The 15299-nt window shown below is 66.2% G+C and carries 12 protein-coding genes, 1 tRNA gene, 1 pseudogene and 1 riboswitch; of the genes and pseudogenes, 3 read left to right on the top strand and 11 right to left on the bottom strand.

The features are described 5' to 3' along the window. Positions 1-70 precede the first annotated feature (70 nt). The 3 genes from AC6I1W_RS03330 to AC6I1W_RS03320 all read left to right on the top strand — a co-directional run bounded on the left by AC6I1W_RS03330 (position 71) and on the right by AC6I1W_RS03320 (position 2524). Positions 71-1321, top strand: a complete 1251-nt coding sequence (locus AC6I1W_RS03330; protein ID WP_171048514.1) for a M16 family metallopeptidase — start codon at positions 71-73, stop codon at positions 1319-1321. A gap of 150 nt (positions 1322-1471) precedes the next feature. Continuing rightward, a tRNA-Ala gene (locus AC6I1W_RS03325) sits at positions 1472-1544 on the top strand. Between the two features lie 386 nt (positions 1545-1930). Beyond that, positions 1931-2524, top strand: coding sequence for a hypothetical protein (locus AC6I1W_RS03320; RefSeq protein WP_065672978.1), 594 nt, complete (start codon positions 1931-1933; stop codon positions 2522-2524). An 84-nt stretch (positions 2525-2608) separates the two neighbouring features. Here the strand turns inward: AC6I1W_RS03320 and AC6I1W_RS03315 are convergent, their stop codons facing one another. The 11 genes and pseudogenes from AC6I1W_RS03315 to AC6I1W_RS03265 all read right to left on the bottom strand — a co-directional run bounded on the left by AC6I1W_RS03315 (position 2609) and on the right by AC6I1W_RS03265 (position 15070). Next, complete coding sequence (locus tag AC6I1W_RS03315; RefSeq protein ID WP_252908346.1) at positions 2609-3310, bottom strand: response regulator transcription factor; 702 nt, start codon at positions 3308-3310, stop codon at positions 2609-2611. Beyond that, positions 3307-5838 carry a sensor histidine kinase gene (locus tag AC6I1W_RS03310; protein WP_004810244.1) on the bottom strand — a complete coding sequence of 844 codons (2532 nt, stop codon included), beginning with the start codon at positions 5836-5838 and terminating at the stop codon, positions 3307-3309. The genes AC6I1W_RS03315 and AC6I1W_RS03310 overlap by 4 nt, the downstream gene beginning before the upstream one ends. A 42-nt stretch (positions 5839-5880) precedes the next feature. Next, entirely contained in the window at positions 5881-6486 is a 606-nt protein-coding gene (gene kdpC, locus AC6I1W_RS03305; protein ID WP_004810243.1) for a potassium-transporting ATPase subunit KdpC, read from the bottom strand. A 12-nt stretch (positions 6487-6498) separates the two neighbouring features. Continuing rightward, positions 6499-8613: a potassium-transporting ATPase subunit KdpB gene (gene kdpB, locus AC6I1W_RS03300; RefSeq protein ID WP_004810242.1), complete on the bottom strand. Its 2115-nt coding sequence runs from the start codon at positions 8611-8613 to the stop codon at positions 6499-6501. A gap of 2 nt (positions 8614-8615) precedes the next feature. Continuing rightward, positions 8616-10289 (bottom strand): potassium-transporting ATPase subunit KdpA, encoded by a 1674-nt coding sequence (gene kdpA / locus AC6I1W_RS03295; RefSeq protein ID WP_004810241.1) that lies wholly within the window; start codon positions 10287-10289, stop codon positions 8616-8618. Then, the gene (gene kdpF / locus AC6I1W_RS03290; RefSeq protein ID WP_015583464.1) at positions 10289-10378 is read right to left on the bottom strand and encodes a K(+)-transporting ATPase subunit F; all 90 of its coding nucleotides are present in this window, start codon (positions 10376-10378) and stop codon (positions 10289-10291) included. Before kdpF ends, kdpA begins: the two co-directional genes overlap by 1 nt. Beyond that, positions 10375-10567, bottom strand: a pseudogene (locus tag AC6I1W_RS03285) (hypothetical protein). The gene kdpF and the pseudogene AC6I1W_RS03285 overlap by 4 nt, the downstream one beginning before the upstream one ends. 92 nt (positions 10568-10659) lie before the next feature. Beyond that, positions 10660-11313 carry a thiamine phosphate synthase gene (locus tag AC6I1W_RS03280; protein ID WP_004810240.1) on the bottom strand — a complete coding sequence of 218 codons (654 nt, stop codon included), beginning with the start codon at positions 11311-11313 and terminating at the stop codon, positions 10660-10662. Next, on the bottom strand, positions 11310-12080 hold the full coding sequence (gene thiM, locus AC6I1W_RS03275) for a hydroxyethylthiazole kinase (protein WP_004810239.1): 771 nt from the start codon (positions 12078-12080) through the stop codon (positions 11310-11312). Before thiM ends, AC6I1W_RS03280 begins: the two co-directional genes overlap by 4 nt. Next, positions 12077-13432 (bottom strand): MFS transporter, encoded by a 1356-nt coding sequence (locus tag AC6I1W_RS03270; RefSeq protein ID WP_004810238.1) that lies wholly within the window; start codon positions 13430-13432, stop codon positions 12077-12079. Before AC6I1W_RS03270 ends, thiM begins: the two co-directional genes overlap by 4 nt. A gap of 57 nt (positions 13433-13489) precedes the next feature. Next, positions 13490-15070, bottom strand: a complete 1581-nt coding sequence (locus tag AC6I1W_RS03265; protein ID WP_004810237.1) for a bifunctional hydroxymethylpyrimidine kinase/phosphomethylpyrimidine kinase — start codon at positions 15068-15070, stop codon at positions 13490-13492. Continuing rightward, a riboswitch (TPP riboswitch) is annotated at positions 15053-15147 on the bottom strand. It overlaps the preceding gene by 18 nt. Positions 15148-15299 lie beyond the last annotated feature (152 nt).

Raw genomic sequence — 15299 nt, 5'->3', positions numbered from 1 at the left:
CTCGCCGTGGTCCTTCCCGACGTGCATCGTGGATGACTTGTCCACCGGACTGACGGTGGTGCGCGTACCGATGCCCGGGCAGAAGATCATCACCATGGAAATCGGGTTGGACGCACCCTTGAGTGCCGAGCCCGCCGGCCTCGAGGGGCTGGCCGGGCTCGTCGTCCGCACCGCCGACGAGTCGACCACACCTCACCCCGACGCCGCCTTTGCCGAGGCGATGGAGTCGATCGGGGCCAGCTACGACGGGGCAGCCGGTTTGGCCGGCAGCCACGTCGGTGTCGACGTGCCCGTGACAAGGTTCGATGCTGCCGCCGAGCTCTTCGTCGAGTTGTTGCGGACCACCAGTCTGGCCCAGACCGACATCTCCCGTCAGCTCGACATGGCACGAGCCTCCCTGGCCCAGACCAGCCAGCGTGGATCGGCCTTGTCCGGGCTCGCAGCCGCCCGTGCCCTCTGGCCGGAAGGGTCGCGATCGGCCCTGCCCACCATTGGCACTCTGACATCGGTGGAGAAGCTCGATGCCGAAGCTGCCCGGGAGTTCTGGACCGCACACTGGACCCTCAGCGACGCCGTGCTGGTGGTGGCCGGTGAAGGGGTCGAGGACCTCGATCTGTCGGTGTTCGAGCAATGGACGGCCACCGGGTCAGCGGCGGAGATCGTTCCGGCCACACCTCGGGTCGGTGGGCCACGAGTGATCCTCGTGGACCGTCCCGACGCCGTGCAGGCCGACATGCGGATCCAGCAGGCCACGGTGGGGAGGGCCCACCCTGGATGGGCAGCCCTCAAGGTGGCGTGTGGTGCCCTGGGCGGCACCTTCGGGTCGCGGCTCAACCAAGTGCTGCGCGAGGACAAGGGCTGGTCCTATGGAGTCGGGATGTCGGCGCGCCCACTGCCTGACGGTGGGGTGGCGACGGTCGCCGGGTCCTTCCGGACCGAGGTAGGTGCCGACGCCATCGCCGAGGCCTTGAGCATCCTCACCTCTGACGACGACCTGCGTGACGACGAGGTTGATTCCGCCCGTGACCACTTGGTGGGGATTGCTCCGCTGCAGTACGACACCGCCGGTTCAGTGGCCCACCAGGTGGCTGCTCTGGTGCGGGCGGGTCTGGCGCCAACCTGGGTCGACGATCACCTGGCTGCAGTGGCCTCGGTGAAGGCGGATGGTCAGGAATGGTCAGCCAACACTGCGTGGCGCCAATTTCTCAACCCCGACGACTGGCGGATCGGGATCTGTGGTCGAGCCGAGGACCTGGCTCCGGCGTTGGCCGAGCGTGGGTTGGAGGCAGTCGTCGTTAACCCCACCGAGGTGCTGTCGTAGGTGGCGCGTTGCTACACGGAACTGCCAGAAAACCGAGATGGTGACGTCATCATCGGGTTTTCAAGCAACTTTTTGGCAGCTCCGTGTAGCAACTCGCCCGTACCCGACTCGCCGAAAGGGGCTGAGTTCCCCTAGACTGTTCGGGTCCACGGGGCATTGGCGCAGTTGGTAGCGCGGCTGCTTTGCAAGCAGTAGGTCAGGGGTTCGAATCCCCTATGCTCCACGTAAGAAGAGAAAATCGAAAACTGCCCCGCCTGATGGCGGGGCAGTTTTGTTTCTGCGGTGACGTGGGCCGGGGCATCGATGGTGGTGTGGGCGAGGACGCTGGCGGTGGTCTCGTCGGGGATGTCGGGGGCGTTCTCTTCGTCGTCGATGGTGATGTGGGTGAACAGGGCGCGGTTGAGAATGCGTCGTACGGCTGGTTCACACTTGCTGCAAAGATCGGGCACGACCTCGCGAGCTCCGATGGAAAGCATTCCGGTGTCGGGGTCCGTGTTCCGCCCATCATCCCGCGAGGACAGCACAGAACTGTCATACCCCGCTGACACCATCGAGAGCGAGTTCACAAGGCTCCGTTCGCGAGCCAGGAAGGCGGAGGGATGACCGACCATGAATAGCATCAAGCCGACAGAGGCCATCTGGCCCGACGAGATCACTCACGCGGTGCTCGCCCAGTTGAGCTATGACGATAAGTGCGACTGGCTCAAGTGGGCTTGGGCTCGTATGTCGGAGGCTGGACTGGTGCCAGCCCACCTTGTGACCGATGACCCGAACTACGTCGAGCACGTGTTGACCTTGGCCGGTTTAGGCTACCTGCTGCGGCAGTTCCAGGAGGTCTACACGGGCTGTAACTGCGACTACGAGCCGACCATGGAACTCTGGGGTGCCGAAAGGCCATTCCTGCAGCCCGACGACCTGATCGACGTCGACGACGAAGATGATGAGTACGACTTGGACTATGCGATGCACGACATACTCGCCGCCACGATCGCAGACCGTGCCCGGCAACTTCGCCTGCAGTTGGGGCAACTTCTGGGCCCGACCACGTTCTTCACTACACTTGGGCTGACCGTCTCCCTCCATCCGGACGAAGCAGAGACTCTCGGCCCGGATGACCCGAGCGACAACGCGTGCCACTGGGTCATGAACACCAACCTCACCGCCGACAAGCTTTGTGCCTACGCATGGTTGACAAACGCTTGAGCAGAGGGCGGACTGCGGGGCCCGACCGAAGACCGCAGAGCTGATCTCCCTGCCCAGGCCGACCGGCGTCTGCATGGCTGGTTCTCATGACGCGAACGGCGTTCCCGGCTCGAGCACCAACCGGTATCCCATCCCTGCGTCGGTGATGAGATACCTCGGGTTGCTCGGCTCGGGCTCCAACTTCTTGCGCAACTGAGAGATGTACAGCCGCAAATACCCGGTGTCGGTGACGTGCTCCGACCCCCACACCTGGCTCAGCATCGTCTGTCGAGTCACCAACCGACCCTCGTTGTGGATCAACAGCTCGAGCACCCGCCACTCCGTCGGCGTCAACCGGACATTGGCCCCGTCACGAGTGACGGTGTGCGACGTCAGATCAACCCGCACCGACCCGAAAGCGATAACCGGCTCGGAATCCCCCTCGTCCTGGCCAATCCTCCTCGTCAGGACCCGAATCCGCGCCAACAACTCATCCATCGAGAAGGGCTTGGTGACGTAATCCTCAGCCCCGGCGTCGAGGGCCTCCACCTTCTCCGCCGACCCCGACCGTCCCGAAATGACCAGGATCGGCGCCTGGGACCACCCCCGCACCGCCTCGATGACCTGCACCCCGTCCAGACGCGGCATGCCGAGATCCAGCAGGATGATGTCGGGCTTGTGATCGACAGCCATCTCGAGGGCGTGCTGACCATCGCGGGCCAGCAGGATCTCGTATCCGCGCGCCCCCAGGGTGATCCGCAGCGCCCGCAGGATCTGCGGGTCGTCGTCAGCAATGAGAATCTTCATCGAGCACTCCCCTCCTCAATGTCATCGTGATCCACATCATCGTGGCCAGCCGCCGCATGGCCCACCCTCGGCAGGCTGATGACCATCGTCAGGCCACCACCAGGAGTGTCCTCCAACGCGAGGGTGCCATCCATCCCCTCGACGAAACCCTTCGAGAGGGCCAGCCCCAGTCCCAGCCCGACGGTCGAGTCGGCGTCCCCCAACCGTTGGAAGGGCACCATGACGTCATCGCGACGATCCTCCGGAATCCCCGGACCATGATCGATCACGCGGATCTCCACCCGGTCGGCGAAACTGCTTGTCGCGAGCCGAACCCGGCCACCTGCTGGCTCATATCTCAGCGCATTCGACAACAGGTTGACGACCACCCGCTGCAATAGGGCCGGATCGGCGACCATCTCGGGCACGTCGGCTCCCAGATCGATCTCGACATCCGCCGGCCCCAGGGACAACTCATCCAAGGCCGGCATGATGACCTCGGCCGGGTCGACCGGCATCACCGAGACCCCGAGCACGCCGGACTGCAGCCGGGAGACGTCGAGCAGGTCGGTGACGAGGTTGGCCAGTTTCCCCAGGGCGTCATCGGCGGTCTCCAACAGGTCATCACGATCCTGGTCGGACAGACCGGCTCCCTCGCTGCGCAGACCTGAAACGGCAGCGGTCGCGGCCGCAAGGGGCCGACGAAGGTCGTGTCCCACCGCCGACAACAAGGCCGTTCGCACTCGGTCCGTGGCGGCCAGTGGCTCCACCGCCTTGGCCGTTTCCTCCAGTTGCCGCTGGTCCAGGGCCGTCCCCAACTGGGTGGTGATCACCGACAGCAGGCGACGCTCGGAGGCGTCCGGCTCAGGCCCGTGGAACTCGACCACCGAATGATCGTCGATGTGCTGCTCGGTGACTTCATCGCTGGTCGTACCCGAGCTTGCCACGACGCGTCCGTCGGTCAGCACCCGGGCCCCCGACAGCCCGAAGGCCTCGGTCGCCTTGGACAACAACGACTCGACGGCGTCCTCACCGTGCAGCACCGATCCGGCCACCGACTCCAGCAGCCCTGACTCGGCGGCCGCGCGACGTGCCACCCGGGTCTTGCGGGCAGCGCGGTCGACGACGAAGCTCACCAGGGCGGCCGTGAGCAGGTACAGCAGCAGAGCCACCATGTGCAGCGGCTCGTTGACGGTGACGGTGTAGAAGGGCTTGGTGAAGTAGTAGTCCAGGGCAATACCCGAGGCCAGAGCCGCGACGAAGGACGGCAGGGCACCGCCGACCAGGGCCACCACGACAGCCAGAAACTCATAGGTCAGCACATCCGTCGTCAGGGCCTCGGGGCTGCGCGTCGACACCAGCAACCAGGTCAACAGTGGCCCGAAGACCGCCAGCACGACGAAACCGGCGATGCGGCGACGAGTCGACAAGGACCCACCCATCCGTGGCAGCCGGATTCCCTTGGCCTGGGCACCATGACTGACGATGTGGACGTCAATGGCACCCGAAGCCCGAATGATGTCGGACTCGACGTCATGACCCGTCAGCAACCGCGACAACTTCCCACGCCGACTCGCCCCGATGACGAGCTGGGTGGCGTTGACCGACTTCGCGAACTCGATGAGAGTCTCCGGGATGTCGTCGCCGACGAGCTGGTGGAAGGACCCTCCCAACTGGTCCACCAATCCACGCTGACGAGCCAGTTCACCCGGGTGCGGGGAGCGCAGACCGTCCTCGGTGGTGACGTGGACGGCCAACAGTTCACCGCCCCCGGCTCGAGCGGCGATACGGGCACCGCGACGCAACAGGGTCTCCCCCTCGCGTCCACCGGTGAGGGCGACGACCACCCGCTCGCGGGCCTCCCAGTGGGAGTCGATCCCGTGCTCACTGCGGTAATCGGCCAGGGCGTGGTCTACCTCGTCAGCAACCCAGAGCAGGGCCAGCTCGCGCAGGGCGGTGAGGTTGCCCAGTCGGAAGTAGTTGGACAGGGCGGCGTCGATCCGCTCTGCCGGGTACACCTTGCCGCCCGAGAGCCGATCGCGCAGGGCCTGCGGGGCGAGATCGACAACCTCCACCTGGTTGGCCTTGCGCAGCACGGTGTCCGGGATGGTCTCGCGCTGCGGCACCCCGGTGATCTGTTCGACGACGTCATTGAGCGACTCGATGTGCTGGATGTTGACCGTCGAGATGACATCGATCCCGGCGTCCAGCAGTTCCTCGACATCCTGCCAGCGCTTTTCGTGACGCGACCCGGGCGCGTTGGTGTGGGCCAGCTCGTCGACCAGGGCGACGTCGGGATCGCAGGCGAGTACCCCGTCGAGGTCCATCTCGGACAGCTCGATGCCGCGATGTTCGACGAGGTGGCGGGGGACGATCTCCAGCCCCTCAGTCATGGCCGCGGTGGCTGCCCGGCCGTGGGTCTCGACGACGGCGATGACGACGTCGGACCCACTCTTGCTCAGGTGCTTGCCCTCATCGAGCATGGCGTAGGTCTTGCCGACGCCCGGTGCCGCGCCGAGCAGCACCCGCAATCGTCCCCGAGCAGCCACCTCGTCCTCCTTCAGGCCATGATCACGAACTGATCACGTCAGTCAGTGCTGACGATCCAGTTCGGCATTGAGGGTCACGACATTGACCCTAGTCGCACCGAGGAATCCGAGCTGGCGTCCGTCAGTGTTGTTGGCGACAATCTCACGGACGACACTGGGATCGAGGTGACGGGCCTTGGCGACCCGGCTGACCTGGATCTCGGCGTAGGCGGGGCTGATGTGCGGGTCCAGACCAGAGGACGACGCCGTCAGGGCATCGGCCGGAACCCTACCGGCATCCACCCCGTTGAAGGTCGCCACCTGGCTGCGACGCTCCTTGATGGTCTTGGCCAGGTCCGGGTTCTCAGGCCCCATGTTGGAACCACCCGAGGAAGACCCGTCGTAACCGTTGTCACCGGCGGCCGACGGGCGCGGCTGGAAGTACTCCGGCAGCGGCTTGCCGTCCTTGTCGGTAAAGGACTGACCGATGAGGGTCGAGCCGACCACCTTGCCGTTGACCTCCAGCTGGGAGCCATTGGCCTGCCGATGAAGGACGAGCTGTCCCAGCCCGGTCATGACGCCGGTGTACACGACGCCGACGATGACGGTGAACAACAGGATCGAGCGCAGCCCGACGAGGAGGGTACGAGTCCTGGAGGAAATGATCATGATGGGCTCCGATCAGAAACCGGGAATGAGACGGACGAGCAGGTCGATCAGCCAGATGCCGATGAATGGCGCGACAACTCCGCCCAGGCCATAGATGCGCAGATTCCGGGCGAGAATCTTCGACGCCCCGGCAGGCTTGTAGGACACTCCCTTGAGAGCCAGCGGCACCAGGATGACGATGATGATCGCGTTGAAGATGATCGCCGAGAGCACCGCAGACGCCGGGGAGTGCAGGCCCATGATGTTGAGGGCCGACAGGCCCGGGTAGGTCGCCATGAAAATCGCGGGGATGATCGCGAAGTACTTGGCGATGTCGTTGGCGATGGAGAAGGTCGTCAGGGCGCCGCGCGTGATGAGCAACTGCTTGCCGATCCCGACGATGCTGATGAGCTTGGTCGGGTCGGAGTCGAGGTCGACCATGTTGCCGGCCTCCTTGGCGGCCGAGGTACCGGTGTTCATGGCGACACCCACGTCCGCCTGGGCCAGGGCCGGGGCGTCGTTGGTGCCGTCACCGGTCATTGCGACCATCCGGCCGCCCTCCTGCTCCTTGCGGATGTAGGCGAGCTTGTCCTCCGGGGTGGCCTCGGCCAGGAAGTCGTCGACCCCGGCCTCCTTGGCGATGGCGGCAGCCGTCAGCGGGTTGTCACCGGTCACCATGACGGTGCGGATGCCCATCCGACGCAACTCGGAAAACCGGTCGGTCAGGCCTTCCTTGACGATGTCCTTGAGATGGACGACGCCGAGGACCTTGCCGACATGGTCGGGGGTGCGCACTGCGACGACGAGCGGGGTGCCACCGGACTCGGAGACGGCGTCGACGCGACGATCCATGTGGGCGAGGGTGTCGATGTCCATGTCGATGTGGGACTCCGTCAGCCAGGCTCGCACGGCCGAACCGGCACCCTTGCGGATCTCGGTGCCGTCGGGCAGGTCGATGCCGGACATCCTGGTCTGAGCGGTGAAGGGGACAACCTCCCCCTGGTCACCCCAGGCATCGGCGTCGAATCCCTGCTCGCGAGCCAGGTCGACGATGGAGGTGCCCTCCGGGGTCGGGTCGGCCAGGGAGGACCGGGCGGACACGTCGCGGATCTCCTCCTCACTGACGCCGGGCATCGCGATGAACTCGCTGGCTCGACGGTTTCCGTAGGTGATGGTGCCGGTCTTGTCGAGCAGCAGGGTGGTGACGTCACCGGCGGCCTCGACGGCTCGGCCCGACATGGCCAGCACGTTGTGCTGCACCAGGCGGTCCATACCCGCGATACCGATGGCCGAGAGCAGGGCACCGATGGTGGTCGGGATGAGGCAGACCAACAGGGCGACGAGAACCGTGATGCCCACCGGCCTGGCGGCCAGGGAGGCGATCGGGTTCAGGGTCAGGGCGACGATGACGAAGACGATCGACAGGCTCGCCAGCAGGATGTTGAGGGCGATCTCGTTGGGGGTCTTCTGGCGTCCGGATCCCTCCACCAGTGCGATCATGCGGTCGACGAAGGACTGGCCGGGCTTCGAGGTGATCTTGACGACGATGCGGTCGGAGAGCACCTTCGTGCCACCGGTGACGGCGGAACGGTCGCCGCCGGACTCACGTACCACGGGGGCGGACTCACCGGTGATGGCCGACTCGTCGACCGAGGCGATGCCCCAGATGATGTCCCCGTCTCCGGGGATCGTCTGGCCTGCCGTCACGACGACGACGTCGCCGTACTTGAGGTCCGAGGAGACGATCTCGGTGGTCGTGGTGTGCTCGGCCGAGGGATCGTTCTTCTCGTCCCAACCATCGACGCGCAGCGCGTTGGTGGCGGTGCGGGTCTTCCTCAGGGTCTCGGCCTGGGCCTTGCCGCGGCCCTCGGCGATGGATTCGGCAAGGTTGGCGAAGACCACGGTGAGCCACAGCCAGACCGCGATGACCGCGGAGAATCCGGTCGGCACACGGCCGTCGGTGATGTGGGTGAACGGCTCCATGACGGCGACGATCGTCGTCAGGGCCGCGCCGACCCACACCAGGAACATGACCGGGTTGCGCCACTGGGCACGCGGGTCGAGCTTGCGGAAGGCACCGGGCAGGGCCTGGCGGACCTGGGCCCCGGTGAGGCCGCGGGAACGCGAATTCGAGGTGATGACGGTCATGATCAGATCAGTCCTTCGGCCAGCGGTCCCAGTGTGAGGACCGGGAAGAAGACGAGCGCCGTGACGAGGATCGCCGTGAAGACGACGAGGGTGATGAACAGGGCGTTGTGGGTGGGAAGGGTGCCTGCGGTGACCGGGACAGGCTCGCGTTCGGCAAGGGCTCCGGCGAGGGCGAGGGCGAGGATGATCGGCAGGAAGCGACCGAGCAGCATGGCGACGCCAATCGCCGCGCACAGCCAGTTCGTCGAGGCATCCAGACCGGCGAAGGCGGAACCGTTGTTGTTGGCACCCGAGGTGAAGGCGTAGACGAGCTCGCTCAGTCCGTGCTCACCCGGGTTCGAGATCGAGGTGTTGACGACACCATCCCGAATACCGGGGATGGCCAGGCTGAGGGCCACCCCGCACAGCACCAGGGCCGGCATGACGAGGATGTACAGGGCCGACAACTTCATCTCTCGCGGGCCGATCTTCTTGCCGAGGTACTCGGGGGTACGACCGACGAGGAGTCCAGCGATGAACACCGCGATGACGGCGATGACGAGCATGCCGTACAGGCCAGATCCGACGCCGCCAGGGCTGATCTCACCCAGCATCATGTTCAGCATGGTGAACATGCCACCGATGGCGGTGTAGGAGTCGTGCATCGAGTTGACGGCGCCGGTGGAGGTCATCGTCGTCGCGTTGGCGAAGAGGACCGACTGGATCAGGCCGAAGCGCTGCTCCTTGCCCTCCATCGCGGCGCCGGCGAGGCGCCCGGCGGTGCCGTGTCCGGAGAACTCGGCAGCAGCCATCGCGAAGAGGTTGATGAGGAACAGCACGATCATTGAGATGAGGATGGCGCGGCCCTGACGCACGTCCTTGACCATCTTTCCGAAGGTGCGCGGCAGCGAGAATGGGATGAGCAGGATGAGGAAGATCTCCAGCATGTTCGTCCACGGCTGGGGGTTCTCGAAGGGGTGGGATGAGTTGCCGTTGAAGAAGCCGCCACCGTTGGTGCCGAGCTCCTTGATGACCTCCTGGGAGGCGACAGGCCCGCCCGGGATGATCTGGTCCCCACCAGCGATGCCGGTGACGTGCATGAAGCCGATGAAGTTCTGCGCAGCCCCACCGACGATGAGCAGGAAGGCTCCCACAGCGGCGATCGGCATGAGGATGCGAAGGGTGGTGCGGGTGAGATCGACCCAGAAGTTGCCGATGGTGTGCTCACCACGTCCGACGAATCCACGCACCAGGGCGATCGCGACCGCGATGCCGGTGGCTGCGGAGACAAAGTTCTGCACGCACAGGCCGGCGAGCTGGACGAAGTGCCCCAGGGTCGCCTCCGGGGAGTAGGCCTGCCAGTTGGTGTTGGTGACGAAGGAGACCGCGGTGTTGAAGGCCACGGCTGGGTTCACCGACCCCTTGTCCATGGACCAGGGCAGCCACGACTGCAGACGCTGGAGGGCGTAGAGGAGGACGACACCGCAGAAGCTGAAGGCCAGCACCGAGCGGGCGTAGGACTTCCACGTCTGTCCGGCACGGGGGTCGACGCCCATGATGCGGTAGCAGAAGGCCTCGACCTTGGTGTCCTTGTCAGAGGTGAAGACACGGGCCATGTAGGAGCCCAGGTGATGCTGGGCGATCCCGAGCGCGAGGGCGAGAAGAGCAAGGCTCGCCAAGAAGTAGAACCACGTCATCAGAAACGCTCCGGACGGATGAGGGCGATCACGAGGTACACGACAGCGGCAATGCCGAGAATGGCCGCGACGATGTTGAGGACGGTCACAGCGCGTCGACCCCCTTCACGCACAGGGCGAGTAGGAGGAAGAGGACGACGACACCGAGCAGCCAGATAACGTCCAGCATGACAAGGCTCCTTGACGATGACCCGGGGTTTCCGGAGTGCCGGTTTTGGCACCAGGAACCATCGAAATCGTGTCGTAAGCGGGTTGTCGCGCTCCCCTACGGATCCCATACGGGGGTGAGCGGGATCCTAACGATTTGCTAACAGGCGAGTCCCGAACGGTTCAGAAAGTGTGACGTGCGTCACCGTTCGGCTCAGGGGAATCAGCCCTCCCGGCCACGATCGAAGGCCGCGATGGCCTGCGCGACCACCGCGGCGGGATCGTCAGCGGCCATCACGGCGCGCACCATGGCAACCCCTGCGATGCCGGTTGTCGCCAGCGCAGCCACGTCGTCAACCTGGACGTCCCCGATGGCGACGACGGGCCGAGAGCTCGCCTGCACCAGGGCCGGGTACCCCTCCACCCCCAGCGGTGGGCGTCCGGAGTCCTTCGTCGGGGTGGGTCGGAAAGGCCCGGCACCCAGGTAGTCCAGGGCGTCCGCGAGGGGCTCGGCCGACCTCACCAGGTCCAGGGTTCCGGTGGTGTAACCCACGATGGCGTCGGGCCCGAGCATGGCCCTGGCGTCACGTACCGGAAGGTCCTCGACCCCCAGATGCACCCCGTGGACGTTACCGCGGGCGCGCATCGCCGCCCAGGCGACGTCGGCTCGATCATCGACGACAACCCGCGTCTCCGGGTTCGCACGACGCACCGCCTCGCCGACCTGGAGAACCAGCGACAAGAGGTCTCGGGTCGCCAGGGTCTTGGCTCTCACCTGGACGATGCCGGCGCCTGCCCCAGCAGCCAACGCAGCCGTCTCGACGGTGTGACGGTCGGTTCCCGAGGTCACCAGGTAACAGCGCAGGTCCAGGGTCATCTCGTCTCCTCCACTCCGGTTCTCGCGACCTCGTCGAGGGCGTCGAGCAGTTGCACACGAAAAGTACCGGGTCCGCCGGCACGGGCCGCCGCGACCTCACCGGCGACGTCGAACCAGGTCACGGCCGTCACGGCGGCCTGCACCGGATCATCGGTGGCCACCAGGCACCCCGCGGTCAACGCGCCCAGTAGGCAGCCGGTCCCGGTCACCCGGGCCATGAACGGATGGCCTCTGGAGATCTTCTCGGCCACCCCATCGGTGGTGACGACGACATCCGTCGGCCCCGACACCACGACGACTCCCCCGGTCCGTCGCGCCACCTCGACAGCTGCGTCGACGGCGTGCTCGGGGGCATCCGCCGAGTCGGCTCCGCGTCCCCCTCGTCCTCCCACGAGGGCGAGGATCTCGGAGGCATTCCCCTTGACGACGTCAGGTCCCTCGTCCAGGAAGTCGCGAGCCATCCGGGTACGCACCGGCGCCAGCCCGATCGCCGTCGGGTCGAGGACCCACGGGACGCCGTCAGGACGAGCGGCGACGGTGGCGGGGATGCCGACCATGCCATCGGTCGACAGGGTGCCCAGGTTGACCGACAGGGCGTCGGCGGCCGTGACGACGACCGGGGCCTCCTCGAGGGTCTCCGTCATCATCGGACGCAACCCCGCCGCCAACAGGCCATCGGCCACCAAGGACATACTCACCGTCGCGGTGAGGCAGTGAACCATGGGCGGATTGCGTCGAGCAGCCGCCACCACCTCGTCAATCGTCATGCCACCCTCGCCACCTCGTCGATGTCAGCGTCGATGTCAGCCCCCGACAGCCGCGGGCCGAGGACGGCACCGAGCACTACCAGCAAACCACCGAGGACGACGAGCACGAGCACTGCCCCGAGATGCCCGAACACGCCCTCCAGCCCCGGCAGGTAGAACGGGTACAGCGCCGGCAGGATGAGGGACAGGCTGTACCCCATGCCGTAGCCGGTGGAGCGCACCTCGGTGGGGAACCTCTCAGACAGGTAGGCCGAGATGGGACCGTAGGCCGACACCGTCGCCACCTGGAGGGCGACGGCGAAGACGGCTGCCCTGCCTGCTGATGCGGAACTGATCGCTCCCCACCACAGCAGCGGGCCGAGCACCGCGGCACTGATTCCCCAGCACACCAGCAGACGGCGTCGTCCCACCCTCGTGGACCAGTGCCCGGCCAGCGCCATGAAGATCGCCTGACCAACGGAGGCGACTCCCATCACCCAGGAGGTCGCCGTAGCCGTCAGCCCGGCGTCGGTGCGCAGTCGCGCGGTGAGGATCAGCACGGTGGTGTCGGTGAGCAGCCACAGCCCCGTCATGAGGGTGAAGACCTGCCAGAAGGCCGGCGCCCACGCCCCGGCGATGACCTCACGCACACCGGGAGTCGGGGTCTTCCAGGCATCCCTGGAATCATGGGTGCGGTGGAGGAGAGGAGCGTCGCAGACCCGCCGGGAATAATAGATGATCATCCCGATGCTCATCGCAGCACCGATGACGAAGAGGATGCGCCATCCCCATGCGGCGTAGCGGTCCGGCCCGAGAGCGGCCAGCATGACGGCGACGGCGAAGGCGATTGACGCCTGGGCCCAGGGAGCCATCGACAGGATGACCCCGGACGCCAAGCCGCGTTTCTTGGGAGATGACCATTCCATCGCCAGCGGGATGGCGGCGGAGTACTCACCGGCGACGAAGATCCCGCCCAGGAATCGCAGCAGCAGGATGAGCCCGATCGTCCACGGCCCGATGAGCTGGTGGGTGGGCATGACGGCGATGAGCCCGGCGCAGGTCGCGGTGCCGGCAATGGCCAGGCGGGTGGTACGGGTGCGTCCCAGCCGGTCGGAGATCCGTCCGAAGATCATCCCGCCGAGGGGACGTCCCAGCAGCATGGCGATGACGACGAGGGCGCCGACGGAGGCGCTGGCCGAGGGGCCGGCGAGCACCACCATCGCGGGGGCGAGGGCCGTCAGGGGTAGGAAGACGTGAATGTTGTCAATCCAGTTGCCGACGACGCCGGCCCGCAGAGCGGCCCGTCCTTCGGGTGGCATCGTCCCCTTCGACGAGGTGTTCGGAACGGTGGGCAGTGATGTTGCCGTGGTCATGAGGGCAAGTCCTTGAACAAGTGTGGATGGTGCGGTCTGGAGCGGGGCGATGGCGGCTCAGACACGCATCGCCTGGTCGAAGAACTCCAACTCATGACGACAGGCCGTCAGATAGGCATGGGCAGCACGTGCCCGAGCAGTCGGACCAGCTTGTTCGAAGGCCTTCTCCACGACGACGAGGGTGTGCGAGGTAGCCTCGACAAACCCCGGGGCCCGGTAGGTGTCGAGCCACAACGCATAGGGATGGCCTTCCGGAACCTGCGGCAACCCGGCTCCCACCTGGGCATACAGCCAGAAGCAGGGCAGGACGGACGCCACCCCGACGACGTAGTCGTCACCCAGAGTGTGTGCCAGCAGGAAATTCGTGTACGCCGTCGTCACCGGGCCGGCCGGAGCCTGATCGCGTCCCTCCAACCAGGTGCGGTGCAGGGCAGCCTCCTCGACGATGCAGGTCTCGGACGACTGCGCCCACCACGCCGCGTCCTGCGGGTCGACGGCGCGAGCAGCCAGAGCGGCCAGGGCTCGTGAATAGCAGGCCAGATATCGGGCGTCCTGACCGAGGTAGAAGTTGAAGGCGTGACCCGTTAAGGTGCCATCGACGAGGGCAGCGACGAAGTCCGATCCCTGGATCTGACGGGCCAGATCCGCGCTGGCCTGCCACAGGGCCGTCGTCCACGGACCAACCGGGTCCACCGCAGCAGTGGGTGCTGACCCCGCCGAACCGACGAGGGCCTTGGGAGACTCCAGCGGCTCGATCGGCCCGAACCAAGCCACCGCCGAGGCATCGGCGGACAGCCGTCGTGCCCGGTGGGAGTGGTCGACCGGACCGTGTCCCCGGCCAACCTTCAGCTCTGACCCGTGCAGAATCGCCTCGTGCAACCAGTCGGTGACCCATCCCAGGGCCTCGCCGGGAGCATCCCCTGCACCCAGCCGGGTCGCCAGAGCCGAGGAGAGCGAGCATCCGGTGCCGTGGGTGTTCGTCGTCTCCACCCGGGTGCTCTGCGCGGTGTACGTCGTCCCTTCCGAGCCCACCCAGATGTTGTCGACACGCCGGGAGTCGAGATGGCCGGTCTTGACGACGACGGCGACCCCGGTCTCCTTGGCCCAGCCGCGCGCCTGTTCCAGGGCTTCCTCGGCGCCCTTCGCCGGTCCGGTCTCGCACAGCACTGCGAGCTCGGGAATGTTCGGGGTGACGACGGTTGCCCGGCGACAGAACTCGCGCATGGCAGCCTCGGCGTCAGGGGCGAGGAGCCGGTCTCCGCTGGTGGCGACCATGACCGGATCGACGACGACAACGGGCGGGCGGTGCTCGTCGAGGAATCTGGCGACCGTGTCGATGATCTCGACCGTTCCGAGCATGCCGGTCTTGACGGCGTCGATCGCCACGTCATCGCTGACTGCCGCCAACTGCTGCCTCAGGAACTCGGTGGGTGGGGTGTGGATCGCGCGCACCCCTTGAGTGTTCTGGGCAACCAGGGCGGTGACGACGGCCATCGCGTACCCACCGGCCGCGGTGATGGACTTGGTGTCGGCAGCAGTGCCGGCACCCCCGGAGGGATCCGTTCCCGCGATGGAGAGGACGCGCGGGACTGAGCCCTGCGACGGGTTTCTGGGGGTGGAAGAAGCCATCTCGGACATCCCTTCGCCAGTACGAACTAGATCAGGTTCCACGGGTGTGATCTCAGCGCCGATACGGCGCACCCCGTGTCCAGCGATAAGTATGGCACCCGACTGCGACAAGGCACTGCACCCCGAGTCCCGACGACGAAGAACGCTCAAGAAAACTCTTACGAAAGTCTCAAAAAGAGGGCATTCCATCACACCCTTCCGGCGCTATCGTGAGGCTAGTCGAAGTTCACCGGAGAAC

The sequence above is a fragment of the Cutibacterium sp. KB22876 genome (assembly GCF_059728865.1).
The sequence above is the reverse complement of the archived record's forward strand: the minus strand, read 5'-3'. Positions and strand labels throughout refer to the sequence as shown.